General features: G+C 60.2%; 14 protein-coding genes. 7 read left to right on the forward strand and 7 right to left on the reverse strand.

Annotated elements, in window-relative coordinates:
• The first annotated feature begins 28 nt into the window (after window positions 1-28).
• Entirely contained in the window at window positions 29-646 is a 618-nt protein-coding gene (locus tag OF385_RS11670; RefSeq protein WP_264275511.1) for a TetR/AcrR family transcriptional regulator, read from the forward strand.
• A 192-nt stretch (window positions 647-838) separates the two neighbouring features.
• Window positions 839-1579, forward strand: coding sequence for a nicotinamide mononucleotide transporter family protein (locus OF385_RS11675; RefSeq protein ID WP_264275512.1), 741 nt, complete (start codon window positions 839-841; stop codon window positions 1577-1579).
• Window positions 1580-1634: 55 nt separating this feature from the next.
• On the opposite strand, the gene OF385_RS11680 is transcribed toward OF385_RS11675, so the two are convergent.
• From OF385_RS11680 to OF385_RS11690, 3 genes are all read right to left on the reverse strand, one after another.
• Window positions 1635-3053 carry a carbohydrate-binding module family 20 domain-containing protein gene (locus OF385_RS11680; RefSeq protein ID WP_413468156.1) on the reverse strand — a complete coding sequence of 473 codons (1419 nt, stop codon included), beginning with the start codon at window positions 3051-3053 and terminating at the stop codon, window positions 1635-1637.
• A gap of 680 nt (window positions 3054-3733) precedes the next feature.
• Window positions 3734-5857, reverse strand: a complete 2124-nt coding sequence (gene paaZ / locus OF385_RS11685; protein WP_264275514.1) for a phenylacetic acid degradation bifunctional protein PaaZ — start codon at window positions 5855-5857, stop codon at window positions 3734-3736.
• A 115-nt stretch (window positions 5858-5972) separates the two neighbouring features.
• Window positions 5973-6695 carry a tyrosine-protein phosphatase gene (locus tag OF385_RS11690; RefSeq protein ID WP_264275515.1) on the reverse strand — a complete coding sequence of 241 codons (723 nt, stop codon included), beginning with the start codon at window positions 6693-6695 and terminating at the stop codon, window positions 5973-5975.
• A 140-nt stretch (window positions 6696-6835) separates the two neighbouring features.
• On the opposite strand from OF385_RS11690, the gene OF385_RS11695 reads away from it, so the two are divergent.
• Window positions 6836-7738 (forward strand): serine protein kinase RIO, encoded by a 903-nt coding sequence (locus OF385_RS11695; protein WP_264275516.1) that lies wholly within the window; start codon window positions 6836-6838, stop codon window positions 7736-7738.
• A gap of 80 nt (window positions 7739-7818) precedes the next feature.
• Here OF385_RS11695 and OF385_RS11700 read toward each other — a convergent pair whose 3' ends face one another.
• Genes OF385_RS11700 through OF385_RS11710 form a run of 3 tightly spaced genes read right to left on the reverse strand, consistent with a single transcriptional unit; the run spans window position 7819 to window position 10713 of the window.
• Entirely contained in the window at window positions 7819-8691 is an 873-nt protein-coding gene (locus OF385_RS11700) for a 3-hydroxyacyl-CoA dehydrogenase family protein (RefSeq protein ID WP_264275517.1), read from the reverse strand.
• A gap of 2 nt (window positions 8692-8693) precedes the next feature.
• Window positions 8694-9488, reverse strand: coding sequence for an enoyl-CoA hydratase/isomerase family protein (locus tag OF385_RS11705; RefSeq protein ID WP_264275518.1), 795 nt, complete (start codon window positions 9486-9488; stop codon window positions 8694-8696).
• A 1-nt stretch (window position 9489) separates the two neighbouring features.
• A complete protein-coding gene (locus OF385_RS11710; RefSeq protein ID WP_264275519.1) occupies window positions 9490-10713 on the reverse strand; it encodes a thiolase family protein in 1224 nt (407 codons plus the stop codon).
• A 136-nt stretch (window positions 10714-10849) separates the two neighbouring features.
• Here OF385_RS11710 and OF385_RS11715 point away from each other — a divergent pair, with 136 nt between their 5' ends.
• The 3 genes from OF385_RS11715 (at window position 10850) to OF385_RS11725 (ending at window position 13928) form a co-directional block, all read left to right on the forward strand.
• The gene (locus tag OF385_RS11715) at window positions 10850-11812 is read left to right on the forward strand and encodes a 1,4-dihydroxy-2-naphthoyl-CoA synthase (RefSeq protein ID WP_264275520.1); all 963 of its coding nucleotides are present in this window, start codon (window positions 10850-10852) and stop codon (window positions 11810-11812) included.
• Window positions 11813-11840: 28 nt separating this feature from the next.
• Entirely contained in the window at window positions 11841-12968 is a 1128-nt protein-coding gene (locus OF385_RS11720) for an AMP-binding protein (protein WP_264275521.1), read from the forward strand.
• Window positions 12969-13043: 75 nt separating this feature from the next.
• Window positions 13044-13928, forward strand: a complete 885-nt coding sequence (locus OF385_RS11725; RefSeq protein ID WP_264275522.1) for a 1,4-dihydroxy-2-naphthoate polyprenyltransferase — start codon at window positions 13044-13046, stop codon at window positions 13926-13928.
• Between the two features lie 111 nt (window positions 13929-14039).
• On the opposite strand, the gene OF385_RS11730 is transcribed toward OF385_RS11725, so the two are convergent.
• Window positions 14040-14327 (reverse strand): DUF4229 domain-containing protein, encoded by a 288-nt coding sequence (locus OF385_RS11730; RefSeq protein WP_264275523.1) that lies wholly within the window; start codon window positions 14325-14327, stop codon window positions 14040-14042.
• Between the two features lie 53 nt (window positions 14328-14380).
• Here OF385_RS11730 and OF385_RS11735 point away from each other — a divergent pair, with 53 nt between their 5' ends.
• Window positions 14381-14824: a PLD nuclease N-terminal domain-containing protein gene (locus tag OF385_RS11735; RefSeq protein WP_264275524.1), complete on the forward strand. Its 444-nt coding sequence runs from the start codon at window positions 14381-14383 to the stop codon at window positions 14822-14824.
• Window positions 14825-14838: the final 14 nt, after the last annotated feature.

Here is a 14838-nt window from a genome sequence, read left to right on the forward strand (position 1 = left end):
CGCAGGGACATGGAATAATCGACTCATCATGGACACAACCGACACTGCCAGCCACCCGGTGAAACGCGGGCGCCCCGGATACGACCAGGAAACCGTACTGAGAATTGCCGTCGAGGCATTCAACGAATACGGCTACGACGCGACCTCCATGGGCAGGCTTGCCGACCGCTTGGGGATCAGCAAGTCCGCGATTTACCATCACGTTCCTTCCAAAGAAGACTTGTTGCGCCTCGCCTTGGACGAAGCGCTCTTCCCCTTGGAAGCGGTCATCACCGAGGTGCGCACACACGAGGGCAGTGCCGACGAGCGTTTGGAATTCTTCTTGCGCTCAACCATCCGCATCCTGATCGAAAAGCGTCCCTATGTGACCTTGCTGCTGCGTCTGCGTGGCAACACCGAGTTGGAGCGCCAAGCACTGGATCGCCGCCGTGCCATGGACCGCCAGCTCGCTGAGTTGGTCACGGCCGCGCAAAGCGACGGGAAGCTTCGAGATGACTTGGAGCCACGCGCCACGGCCCGACTCTTGTTCGGCATGATCAACTCGGTAGTGGATTGGTACCGGGTAGATGGCCCGCTGGAGGCTTCGGCTCTGGAAGAACAAGCGGTGTCATTGCTCTTCCACGGCCTGCACACCGTAGTGGAGTAGGAGCACTCAGTTCTCATCATTGAGGCTCCTTGCTTTTTGGGCAGGGAGCCTCAATGAGTTGATGCGGATTCTGCGCTTGATCGCTGTGGCGTATCCAACCTATGGGAATTTACGGACTCACAGGAATCACCGTTAGCATCTAAGGGGTGCCTTGTGCACCTGTCGTTGCCAATCGATCGAGTGAAGAGCACCGTGGATTCCTTCTTAGAAACCCTGTTCATGGCTACTGCAGACAGCGGTAGTTCCTACGTCCAGATCCTGCTGTCAGCCGCTAGCATGCTGCTAGTTTTCGTCTCCGCAATCCTTCTTGCGCACCGCAATGATTTGGGTTGGTGGACGCTGATCCTCTCGGTATTTGTTGGCCCCATGATCTCGGCCTTGCAGTATGACCTGCTGGGTCTGATCTACGCGATCCCGCTGCTGCTCCTGCCGATTTTCGGCCTATGGCGTTTTTCGCAATTCAAGCTCCACGGCAAGTTCACTCGTGAAGTGACCAAAACCCCGGTTACCCCCTGGTCTGCCGTAGGCATGGTTGTCGGCCTGATCCTACTAGTGGCCTTGCGCTTTGGCCCATTCCTCTTCAACTCCGGCTTCTTGACCGCCACCCCGGAAGTCTGGGTGATGTACTTCGCTGACGCCGCTATTTTCGCTTCCTTCGTCATGATTGCTCGCGGCGTGCGCGAAGGCTGGTTGTTGCTGGCTGTAGCCGCTATCGCAGACCTGGTGGTGTACTTCTTGATTTCGCCAATGCTGGGCATGCTCGGCCTCTACGTCTTCATCGCCCTGGCCGCAGCGTACGGCTACTTCCTGTGGCGCAGCCTTCCTGCCCAGGCTGCCGGTCCGGTGCAGGACGAGCTGGACGAGGAAGAGCTGGCCTTGCAAAAAGCCAAGCAGGCAACCTTGGACAAGCTGAATGCCAAGACCGAAAAATAGCTGAACCTAGAGTGATCCCGTCCCAGTGTGAACTGGGGCGGGATCATTCTTATGGCTAATTGCGCCAGCTGTCGTCAAGGTTCAGGGAACCGTCCGCATTCACGGTTGCGGTGCGATTAGCCCCTGATTCCCACGTGGCATTGCCGCTCTGGTCGTACGTGACGTACTTGTACTCGAACCGCGTTTCTGCCGGAAGGTTCACCGTTCCGGTCCAGCTCGGGTAGTTGACAGCGGATAGCTGAGGCGCCTTGGCCGGATCCCAGCTGCCTAGTTCCGGCTGGTCGCCGACCATGCGGATGTTCTGCCCCATGACGGTTTGGGCTGTGATAGCGACACTGACGTCAGCGGTGTCCTCGACCGGCTCCGGGGTTCCCGATCCTGCATCAGATACGGCGCCGACGTGCAGGGCCATGGCGCCGTAGGCAGGCAGTGTAGTGGTGAACTTACCGTCGTCACCTACCGTGATGGTCCTTGAGCAATCACCTCCGGCCACCACATCGCAATAGGTGCCGGCGGCCAGCGTGCTGGTGTATTCGCGGGTGGTTGCTGCCGAGGTGTTGTTGATGGCTACGAACCCCTTGTTGCCTCGGCCGTACGCGATCTGGTTGCCGCCGTCGTCCCACCAATTGCTGACAGCCGCGTCGCCGACGACGTTGTTGAAGCCCACCATTCCGGTGATTTCATCTTGCCGCTGCTCGCAAGTCCAGGCGGAGGAGTCGCAGCTGGCATTGGGGACCGATGCGTCGCTGGCGCCGGGAGCGCCTGCTTCCTTGTCGGTGAAGGCGAATCCGGAGTACACGGTGGGCGATCCGTAAGGCCAGGAGAGCATGAAGACATTGGCCAGCAGGTACTTCGCTCCCCACTTGTAGTTCATGGATTCGCCATTGCGTTCGGTGTCGTGGTTGGTGACAAAAACACCGGCCCGGTCGCTGGTCAGCTTGCCGTCGCCGATGAAGCGCAAGTTGGCGATTTGCGCGTCGAAGTCATGCTTGAGCTGTCGCGAGTAGTCGAATTCGTGCGAGTCTCCACTGCCGAGGTATTCGCTTTCCTGGATCGGTTCACCCGACGCCCCGATCACCTCGTGGACCCAGTACACTCCGGGGTTCTTCATCTTGGATTTGATGCCTTCGAGGTCCGTTGCGGGAATGTGTTTCGAGGCATCGATGCGGAATCCGGATACGCCAAGCGATACGAGATCATCAAGATAGTCAGCGATGTTTTGCTGGACGTAGCTGCTGGAGGTTTTCAGATCCTGCAAGCCCACGAGGCGGCAGTGCTGCACTTGCCAGCGGTCGGCATAGTTGGTGATGTTGGTGCGGCAATCGTTGAAGTCCTGAGCGGAGTACTCCGGGAAGTTGTCGTCGGAGTAAGCCGAGCCTGCGGTTCCAGTACCGGTCTGCCCGGCTCCGGTCATGTGGTTGACCACGGCATCTGCGATCACTTTGACGCCTGCGTCATTGCAGCTTTTGACCATGGCGGAGAATTCTTCGCGGTGGCCCAGTTTCGAGTCCACCTTGTAGCTCACCGGCTGGTAGGAGGTCCACCATGCCGTGCCGCGCAAATGCTCGGCGGGAGGTGAGACCTGGACGTAGCCATATCCTGCTGGGGCGATGCTGGACTTGCATTCCTGGGCCACCGAATTCCAGTTCCACTGGAACAAGTTGAGGATGACATCCTTGCCGTCATTGGATGGGGTGGCGGCTTGGGCGGGCGTTGCGAACAACGGTGCGGCGAGCAGGGCCAGCGAGGCGCCGAGTGCCGCGACTGGCTTCACCGTCCTGGCGCGGCGCCGGCGTCGTGTTGATTTGGCGCTTGATGGCAAAAGTCCCACAGATAACTCCTTTGTTGTGATGATCTGGCTGCGATTGGCCGACGCGGGGTCGGGATCGCTCAACCACACGCCCCCCATCAACGCGTGACCTGCGACACAACTGTAAGCGTTTTCTAAGCTCTCTCCAATAAGTAAATTTTTGTAAATACCTTAAATCCGCGCAAATGCCCACTTGGATTGCCAAAAAAAATTTTCATCCTGCGCCAGGCATTGCCATAGTTGGAAACGTTTACACTGCTATCCGGCAATTCCGCCCCAACTCCGAGCATGCAAAAAGGGCGGATGCCGCGGTTGACGGCATCCACCCTTGCTGGAGTTGCGTTTTAGCTACCGAAGTTGGCGTAGGTGAGGTCTTCTTTCTCCACCAGGGTCAAGACATCGTAGGTCGCGACAATCTCATCATTCTGATTGTGCAAGATCGCGTCCCACGCGACCTCGCCATATTCATCGGTGACTCGCGACGTGATTTTCTTGGCCGTAAGGGTCACGCGAATCGAATCGCCGGCTGCGACCGGGGTGATGAAGCGCAAGGATTCCAGTCCGTAGTTGGCTAGCACAGGCCCCGGAGCTGGCTCTACGAAGAGGCCGGCAGCCCACGACACGAGCAGGTACCCGTGGGCGACAATCCCAGGGAAGAACGGGTTCGCTTCGGCAGCTTTTGCATCGGTGTGCGCGTAGAAGGTGTCGCCGGTTTTCTCGGCGAATTCGCTGATTTCTTCAAGATTCACTACACGCAGATCAGAGGCGAAGCCATCGCCCACTTGCAGCTCGGCCAGCGATTTGCGGAACGGGTGGGTGTATTGCGCTTGGCCACCGAACTTTTCGCATCCGGCCAGGCGCTGTTCAGCGCCGCTATGCCACACGCCGCTGAGCGCAGTGAGCATATTCGGCGAGCCCTGAACGGCAGTGCGCTGCATATGGTGCTTCACCGATCGGATTCCTCCCAGCTCCTCGCCACCACCGGCGCGTCCCGGACCTCCATGGACCAGGTGAGGAACTGGTGAACCGTGGCCGGTCGTTGATCGCGCGGTTTCCCGGTTCAGGATGTGTACGCGACCATGGTGGGCCGCGATCCCCAGGGCCAGTGAACGCACGGCGTCGGCGTCGTTGCTGCACACGGTGGCCACCAGCGAGCCTGCACCCATGGCGGCCAGCTGCACGGCTTCGTCCAGGTTCTCATAACCAATGACGGAGCTGACCGGGCCAAAAGCCTCGCGGGAGTGCACCAGTGGATTGCGGGCATCGGCCCAACGTAGAACCACAGGAGACATGAAGGCACCGGATTCGGCCACGGCGTCGCGTTCTGGCGCCACGCGTACGGCCGGGGCATCCAGGCGGCCATAGGCTAGCTCACCTCCGGCATCAATCATGTCCTGCACTGCGGCACGGACATCAGCCAGCTGCTCCATGGAAGCCAGGGCGCCCATGGTCACGCCCTCGACGCGGGGGTCGCCAATGACGACCCGCTGGTCGATTCGCCGGCCGATGGCGGCAATGACCGGATCAACCAGGCGGGAAGGCACGATGTTGCGGCGGATCGCGGTGCACTTCTGGCCAGCCTTGGAGGTCATCTCAGTGACGACAACCTTGATGAAGGCCTCGAACTCCGCTGTTCCTTCTTCCGCGTCAGGACCGAGGATGGCCGCGTTGAGGGAGTCGGTTTCTGCCGCGAAGCGCACTCCCCCGTCGATGACATTTGGATGGGACTTCAACTTGCTGGCCGTGGCGGCCGAGCCGGTGAAGGCGAACATGTCACGGTAGTCGAGGTGGTCCATCAGGTCGCGGGCTGATCCCGAGAGAAGCTGCAGGGAACCCTCGGGAAGGATGCCTGATTCCAGCATTAGCCTCACAGCCGCTTCGGTGAGGTAGCCCGTTGGAGTCGCTGGCTTGACGATGGTGGGAACACCGGCAATAAACGCCGGGGCAAACTTCTCGAGCATGCCCCATACCGGGAAGTTGAACGCGTTGACCTGCACCACGACACCACTCATTGCGGTGTAGACATGCGTGCCGATAAAAGAGCCGTCCTTGCTCAGCGGTTCTGTTGGCCCGTCCAGGATGACATTGCTATTGGGAAGCTCGCGGCGGCCCTTGGAAGAGAACGTGAACAGAACGCCGATTCCTCCATCGATATCCACCATGGAATCGGTCTTGGTGGCGCCAGTCTTGAAGGATATCTCGTAAAGGTCTTTGCGTCGCTCGTTTAGATACAGCGCAAGTTCCTTGAGCTTGAGCGCGCGCTCATGCAAGGAAAGCTTGGCCAGCTCCTGATGCCCGGTGCCACGGCCGTAGTCCACGGCCGCTGCAACATCCAGCTTGTCGTTAGTGACGGTGGTTAGAAGTTCTCCGGTGTTGGCGTCGCGGACTTCTGTTCCGCCCTCGGATTGCGGGGTCCGCCATTCTCCGGCGATAAAGCTGGGTACCACGCTGATCTTTTTTGTCGACATTGACACAATTCCCTCCTGAACGGTCGGTCAGTATTAGACTTAACCTTATCAGCAAGAGCGTGACCGGGGACACCTCAAATTGCCCTCCGCGCGAATTCTTCGCCCCTCCCGCCACTCAGGAATTCCGCGCCAGAGCACTCAATCGCTCCAGGCTCTTCTCGCTCACGCCCTGGGCCAGCAAATAGGAGCGGGCCGAACCAAGCCATGCACAGAATTCCGATAGGGCTGCGGCTCTGCCTCGAATGATTTCCCGCAGTTCCCCTTCACTCTGATAGCTCTCATAGGGATGCTTCCTGGGCGAGACGCGATGCCATTCGTTGATGCCGCGCACCGCCAGCTCATCATGGGCGAGAATCTGATCCCGGGAGCCTGCGAGATCCAGCAGCATGGTGGCGATCAAGCCAGAGCGGTCGCGGCCTGCCGAACAGTGGATCACGGTTGAGCCTTGGGAATCCGCCAAATTCTCGAAGACTGCGCGCAGCTGGTCGCCGAATTCTTCGCACACCAATCGGTACATGCCGGTGTGATTCATATATGGCACGGCGATGGATTCGAATCTCGTATTGCCGGGCGTCTCCAGTGGAAGGTTCACCAGTTCAATGCCGGAGAACGTTGCTTGGGGCACCGCGGGGTCATGCTCGCGTCGGTGGATCTCATCGGGGTTGCGCAGGTCCACGACCTTGCCGATGCCGTCCTCGTGCATTTGCTGCCAACCTTGGACGCTAAGCCACTCGTGGCGGCCCATTCGATAAAAGGCTCCGCAAATGTGCCGCGCATTCACGGATCCTTCCCATTCCAGATCTCCGCTTTGCTTTTGATAGTTCAGGCCCTGGCTCATTTACCCATTGCAACATACTGATTGACTGTTGTAGAGTTCTAGTCATTGGCAATTGCCAATGAGTCTATTGAAGGAGGGGTAACGATGATTGCTTACCGCCATTCCCGGTCATTGATCTCTTTCTCTAAGGACTTATCCCAATGCATTTTCCTGCTGGAAAACCAACCACCAGCTCGCAGGTAATCTCGTCCAACTTCACTGACGCTGATACCAAACTCAAATTCCGCAGGCACAAGCCCGTGTGGAACGAATCATCCTCAGATGAGCCATCGGCTGGCCAGCGCTACTCCACCTGGCCGTTTATCGAAAAGGGCATGCGCGGGCCGCAGCCATACCCGCTGTGGCTGATTGAGGACGCCGCTGCCATGGACACCGAATTGGGCATCCTCAAAACCGGCAAAGAAGGCGACGTCTTCCTGCTGGAACGAGCAACGGAGGAGCGCTCAAGCCTGTTGGCCGCCAAACGCTATCGCTCCCGCGACCACCTGCAATTCAGCCGTTCGCAAGCTTATAGCGATGGCAGGTCTGCCCGGCGGTCGCGCGATAAGCGAGCCATCAGCAACAATTCCGCCTACGGCCGGGACATCGCCGCTTTGCAGTGGGCCAACGCGGAATGGACCTATCTCTTGCGCTGTTACGAAGCCGGCATTCCCGTGCCATATCCGGTGCAGATTGACGGCACCGAGATCCTCATGGAATTTATTGCCGACCCGGACAATCCGCTGGCGGCAGCACCCCGTTTGCAACAGCTTGCGCGCTTTGATCCGCGGCTTCCCGCTTTATGGGATCAACTCACTGACGCCCTGGAGAAGTTCGCCGGAATGGGGATTGCCCATGGCGACTTGTCCGCATACAACCTCCTGGTTTCCGGCGAGCGCCTGGTGGTCATCGATGTTCCGCAGTGCGTGGATCTGGCGGGAAATCCGCAAGGCATGGACTTCTTGCACCGCGACTGCGTCAATCTGTGCGAGTGGTTTGATTCCAAGGGCCTGCCGCAAGACCCAGATGAGCTCTTTGCTTCACTGCTAGGACATCTCTTCTAGGCTCCTGAAGCACGACGGCCTCCGCCGGTCATTGCTGACTGGCGGAGGCCCTCGTCGCTGAAGCTTGCATGGCGGGTTTCCTACCAGCTGTAGAAGCCCCGGCCGCTCTTGCGGCCCAGCTTTCCCTCAGCCACCATGTCCTTGAGGATCTGCGGCGGAGCAAATCGCTCCCCCAGGGTCTCATGGAGGTACTCGGCGATTCCCAGACGCACATCCAAGCCGACAATGTCGGTGGTTTTCAGCGGGCCGGTCGGGTGCTTGTAACCCAGGACCATGGCATTGTCGATGTCTTCGGCGCTGGCCACGCCTTCTTCCACCATGCGCATGGCTTCCAGGGCGATGGCAACGCCCAGGCGCGAGGAAGCGAAGCCCGGAGCGTCATTGACCACCACGGCGGTCTTGCCCAGCGCCTGCACCCAGCCGCGCGATGCATCAACCAGGTTCTTCTCAGTCTGCTCGCCGATGACCACTTCGATGAGCGTCGAGGCTGGCACCGGGTTGAAGAAATGAAGCCCGAGGAACTTGCCAGGCCGGGCCAATTCCTTGGCCAGCCCGTTGACCGATAGGGAGGAAGTATTCGAGGCCAGCACTGCCTCCGGAGCCAGCACCTGCTCTACGGCCTGCAGCGAGGAGACCTTCAGGTCCCAGATCTCCGGAACGGCCTCGATCACCAGTTGAGCGGTGGCGAATTGCTGGTAGTCCGTGCTCACCGAGAAACGCTGCATGAGCTCGTCTTTGGATTCGCGCACGACCCCGCGGGCGATGGACTTGTCGACGGACTCGGTGACCCGCTCATAGGCAGCCTGCGCGGAGGCCTCGTCGCGCTCGACGACAACCACCGTGCTGCCGCTGATCAGCAGGGCGTGGGCGATGCCTGCGCCCATGCGGCCGCCTCCGAGCACGCCGCTGTCCTGGGGTAGCTGGCCCGTCAAAAAGTTATTGGTTGCGCTCATGGTTACTTCTTCTTTCGATCGAGGAATGCCTGCATGCGATCAAACTTGGCTTGGGATTCGAAAAGCATTCCCTGGGCCAAGGTGTCGATGACCGGATGGGCTTCACGTGGAGCGTGGAATACCGACTTGGTGATCCGCACAGCCAAAGGATCCTGGGCCGCAATGCGATCAGCCAGTGCCTCAGCCGCCGCGTCCAGTTCGCTGGCCGGGTGCAGTTCAGTGATCAGCCCTGCTTCCAGGCACTGCTGGCCGGTGAGCACCTTGCCAGCCAGGAGGATCTCCTTGGCCAGGGGTTCGCCCACCAGCTCCTTGAGCCGCCAGGTCGCCCCGGCCGCGGCCATGATGCCAAGGTTGGTTTCGGGGTTGCCCATGCGCAGCTCTTCGGTGCCGATGCGGAAATCCGCGGCGTAGGCCAGCTCGGCTCCCCCGCCCAGGGCAAATCCGTCAAGTGCGGCGATCACGGGCATCGGCAATTTGGCGACACGATCGAAGATCCCGGAGTTGATCCCAGCGAGCGCGTCATCACGGCGGCGTTCTCGCAATTGCGAGATGTCGGCACCGGATGCAAAGATCCCCTTGCTTCCCTTGGGATTCGCATCGCTGGGCGCCTGGCTGGCTGTGCCTGCCAGGATCAGGATTTTGGGATTCCTTTCCAGGTCATCGCAGACGACATGCAGCTCATCGACCATCGTCTGGTCGATCGCATTGCGCACCTCGGGCCGGTGGAGCCGGACCCACAGCCGGTCATCGGTTTCGTTCAGCTTGAGAGTCTGGAATCCGTTATCGAGGCTTCCCACTTTAGGCTCCTTCCAGCAAGATGGCCGATCCTTGCCCCACGCCGACGCACATGGTGGCAACCGCCAGCTTGCGCTGCGCTGTCGCGAGCTCTCGTTCCATGCGGCCCAGCAAGGTGATCACGATGCGCGATCCGCTGGATCCCAGCGGATGGCCCAATGCAATGGCGCCCCCGTCGCGGTTCACGATCTGCGGGTCCACGCCGAGCTCGCGCATGCTGGCCAGGGATTGGCTGGCAAAGGCCTCGTTGATTTCCATGGCGCCGAGCTCCCCGATCGACAGCCCTGCGCGGTCGAGCACCTTGCGGGTTGCCGGCACCGGTCCCATGCCCATGATCTCCGGTTCCAGGCCGGCGGCCTGCCCGTCGATGATGCGGGCACGCGCAGTCAGCGAATACTTTTCCAGGGCGCGTTCTGAAACCACCAGGATGGCCGAGGCGCCATCGTTCAGCGAGGAGGCATTCCCAGCGGTCACCACCTCGCCGCCGCTCACGACCGGGCGCAGGCCGGAGAGCACTTCCATGCTCGTTCCCGGGCGCGGGCCCTCATCGGTATCCACGATGGTTTCCCCCTTGCGGTGCTTGACCGCCACCGGCACGATTTCGTCGCGGAAGTGGCCGGCCTTTATGGCGGCCATGGCCTTGGCGTGGGAATCAACAGCGAACTGATCGCAGTCCTCGCGGGAGATTCCGTAGACGCGGGCCACTTCTTCTGCGGTCTCCGGCATGGAGTAGGTCGCCTTGCCATCTCGTGACAGCTGCCCGGAAAGGAATTGCGGGTTGGTGAAGCGCCAGCCGATGGACGTGTCGAAGACTGCACCGGGCTTGGCGAAAGGCTTATCGGGTTTCTCCATGACCCATGGGGCGCGGGACATTGATTCCACGCCGCCGGCGATCACCACGTCGGCGGCTCCGGCCTTGATCATGTGGCTGGCCATGGTGATGGCGCTCATTCCCGACGCGCAAAGGCGGTTGACGGTGATGCCAGGAACACTTACCGGCAATCCCGCCAGCAGCGATGCCATGCGCGCAACATTGCGGTTCTCTTCACCGGCGCCGTTGGCGTTGCCGAGAATCACTTCATCAACCGCTGCCGGGTCGATTCCGGAGTCCTGGATGAGATCGCGGATCGCCAGTGCGGCAAGATCATCGGGGCGCACTGAGCTCAAGGCTCCCCCATAGCGCCCTACCGGGGTGCGGCTCCCGCCGACGAGAAATGCTTCAGTCATGTGTACTCCTTGGGCCAAAATTGCTTGGTGATCCTCAACACCTAAACTTACCGACCATTCGTTCAATAATAAAGTCATGGGCTTCAGCTATTTCAGATTCTTAGAGATCGGAGGGAAACCGACTAGCATTCATAGGGTGAGTAGCCAGAATAATTCAGCATTGCCCCAGAAGGTTTCCGACGTCTTTGATCCCACTCGTTGGCGAGTGATCGAAGGCTTCGATTTCACCGACATTACCTACCACCGCCAAGTGGAACGCGATGACCGGGGCACCATCGTGCGAGACCTCCCGACGGTGCGCATCGCCTTCGACCGCCCCGAGGTGCGCAATGCCTTCCGCCCCCATACCGTGGACGAGCTCTACCGCGCCATGGATCACGCGCGGATGACCAGCAATGTGGCCACGGTGCTGCTCACCGGCAACGGCCCGTCCCCCAAGGACGGCGGACACGCCTTCTGCTCGGGTGGAGACCAGCGCATTCGCGGCCGCGACGGATACCGCTATGCAGAGGGCGAAACCCGCGAATCGATCGACCCAGCCCGCGCCGGACGACTGCACATCCTTGAGGTGCAAAGGCTCATGCGCACCATGCCCAAGGTGGTGCTCTGCGTGGTCAACGGATGGGCCGCCGGCGGCGGGCATTCCCTGCACGTGGTCTCGGACCTGACCATCGCCTCCAAGGAAAACGGCAAGTTCAAGCAGACCGATGCCACCGTGGGCTCCTTCGACGCCGGCTATGGCTCTGCCCTGCTGGCCCGCCAGGTTGGCCAGAAGACCGCCCGCGAAATTTTCTTCCTCGCCCGCGAATACTCCGCCGACGATATGGTACGCATGGGCGCAGTGAATGAATCTGTGGAGCACGAGCGCCTGGAAGAGGTCGCTTTGGAATACGCTGCGGATATCGCCAAGCAGTCGCCCCAGGCAATCCGCATGCTGAAGTTCGCCTTCAACCTGGCCGATGACGGCCTGGCGGGCCAGCAGGTCTTCGCCGGCGAAGCGACCCGCATGGCCTACATGACCGACGAGGCAGTAGAAGGACGCGACGCGTTCCTGGGCAAGCGCGACCCCGACTGGTCTGGCTACCCGTACTACTTCTAAGCGTCAGCACCGGCACAAGGACAACTACATGGACGCACTGCACCAAGAATTGCTCGCCGCCTTGGCTAGCGCCGCCAACGACAACGGGCCAGCGGTGGAAGTCATCATCGATGACTCCACCGAGGCCGGCTGGCGCATCGAGTACCTGAGCCAGGAGGATCTGCCCGGCTTCGAGCAGCCCATGGCCGTGGTCCGGACTTCGGGTTCCACCGGCCGGGCCAAGCGCACGGTGCTCAGCGTCGAAGCCTTGGCTTCCAGCGCGCAGGCTACCGCCGAATTCCTGGGCTTCGAGGGCCAATGGCTGCTGGCTCTTCCCGTGCACTACGTCGCCGGGCTCAGCGTGCTCACCCGCTCGCTCTTCGCCGGAACCAAGCCCGTGATCATGGACCTGGACGGAAGCTTTTCGGCTACCGCTTTCACCCAGGCCGCCGACCAGATGGTCGAAACCCGCCGGCTGACCTCGCTGGTGCCAACCCAGTTGGCTCGGCTGCTCGATAACCCGGCCCCGGCCACCTTGCAGGCTCTGAAGCGTTTTGACGCCATCTTGCTGGGCGGGGCACGGGCCAGCAAGGATCTGATGGTCAGCGCACGACATCATGGGCTGAAGATCTTCCAGACCTATGGCTCTTCGGAAACCTCCGGTGGACTGGCCTACAACGGCACCGCGCTTCCCGGCGTACAGCTGGCCGAGCATGATTCGCGCATTTGGGTTTCCGGCCCGATGCTGGCCGATGGCTACGCCAATGCTCCGGAGGCCACCGCCGAGCACTTCGTGGAACATGACGGCCGGCGCTGGTATGTCACCGACGATCTGGGCACCGTGCAGGGGTCGCGCTTGAGCATCGTGGGCCGCATTGACGATGTCATCAATACCGGCGGCATCAAGCTGTCAGCGTCGAAAATCGAGGGGCTCCTGGAAGAGTTCTTCACCCAGGCCCTGGTGGTCTCCGTGCCAGACCCCCAATGGGGCCAAAGCGTTGGCCTGGCCTATTCCGGCCCCACCAAGACCGAAGATGCTTTCGATGCGGTGCGCCGCACCTTGGGCAAGGAAGCGGTGCCCAAGCACGTGCGCCACTACCCGCAGGGCCTGCCACTGCTGCCCAACGGCAAGTTCAATCGCCGCCTGATCATTGATGAATTAGCGGTCCGGGATTAGCCTCGATTCGCCTTGCCCGCCTAATCGCGGGAAACTAGAGGGTACGAGTTTTCTTTTGCCCTGAAAGGACTGAAAGTGGCCACACTTTCCCAATGGGTTTCGGGTGCCCGCCTGCGCACCTTGCCTATCGTCATTGCCCCGGTAGTCATCGGCACCGCGGCCGCCCTGGGCGAGACCGGAACCATTCATTGGATCCGCTGTGTTCTCGCGTTGCTGGTCGGCCTGCTGCTGCAGATCGGAGTGAACTACTCCAACGACTACTCAGACGGCATCCGGGGCACCGACGATGAGCGAGTGGGGCCGCTGCGCTTGACCGGCTCCAAGCTCACCGATCCGAAGAACGTGCGCAATGTCGCCTTCGCGTGCTTCAGCCTGGCAGCGGCCTGCGGACTGGCCCTGGTGATCATCTCATCATCGTGGCCCCTGCTGTTGGTGGGCGTCGCCGCGATCTTCGCGGCCTGGGGATACACCGGAGGCAAGAATCCTTACGGCTACCGCGGTTTAGGCGATATCTACGTCTTCATCTTCTTCGGACTCGTCGCGACTTTGGGTACTACCTTCACCCAGATCAATGAACTGACCCTCACCTCGTTGTGGGGCGCCATCGGCACCGGCCTGATCGGTTGTGCACTGCTCATGGCCAATAACGTGCGAGATATCCCCACCGATAAAGAGGTCGGGAAAATTACCCTCGCAGTCCGCTTGGGCGAAAGCAATGCCCGGCTCAGCTATGTCCTGATGCTCGCGGTGGCCATCTTGCTGCCATTGCTTTCAACCGGCACTTTCCCCTGGCTCTGGCTGATCTTGGTTACCTTCATTCCCGCGATCTCCCCGTCCATGTTGATGCTGCGTGAACATGAGCTCCCCAAGCTGGTGCAGGTGCTGAAGCAAACGGGCGTGCTGAACATGGTCTACGCCGTTCTCTTCGCATTGGCGATCGTCCTCGACGTGTACTTCTAAGTCGCTTCGGATCCTCCCGAGCAGCAAAAAGCCTTGGCTTGTCAGTCCATTGAATTGGTACTGGCAAGCCAAGGCTTTTCTCGTTGTGTGCCAAGGCTGGCGGCAAAATCTCTAGGCAGGCGGCTGCGTCTTGCGCTGGGACTCGTCAAATTCGTCTTCGATGGCTTCCTCCTCCAGCTGCTTGCTGGTCTTATTCGCGGAGGTCTTATTGAACGCCCTGCGCACATCCTCGTTCGCCTTGAGCCGAAGCTTGTTGAAGAACAAGTAGGAAATGGCGAAGGCGAAAATCAATCCAATGATTCCGGCAACAAAAATTGGCCAGTTCAAGCCAAGCCACAGGCCCAGGAATACCGCGCAGAAAATGCCCAGGCGAAGAACTGTATATTTCAGAAACTGCATAGCTTCAAGTTTACCGATGAAGCTGTGTACCGGATTATCACTAGAATGGAATCATGGTCCGCATTCTCATATTCGCAGCAGTAGTTTCGGTCGCTTTGATGATTTACACGTTGATCGAATGCAGCCGTGCGCCGAAGCATCTCGTGCGCTCGCTGCCGAAGTCGGCATGGGCCGTGGTGATCATCATCCTGCCACTGGTCGGCGCTGTATTGTGGTTCATTTTGGGTCGGCCCGTCAACGAGCGCAACCAGCAGGCAACGCAGCAAACCGCGCCGGATGACGACGAGGATTTCCTTCGACAGCTCGAAGTCTGGCGCCGCCAGCAGCAGCGGGAAGCCGATGCAAAAGCCCGTGAGCAAGAACTCAAATCCCAGGCCAAGGATTCCAAGGAAAACGATTCCACCGCGAAGCCCAAGCCTGACGACTCAACCGGTTCTAAGAAGCCTTCACCCAAGCCGGAGGACACCGACAGCGACACTCCCGACGCCAAGGCCTAGAACCCCGTTCCACT

It is taken from the genome of Glutamicibacter sp. JL.03c (assembly GCF_025854375.1).
GTDB lineage: Bacteria > Actinomycetota > Actinomycetes > Actinomycetales > Micrococcaceae > Glutamicibacter.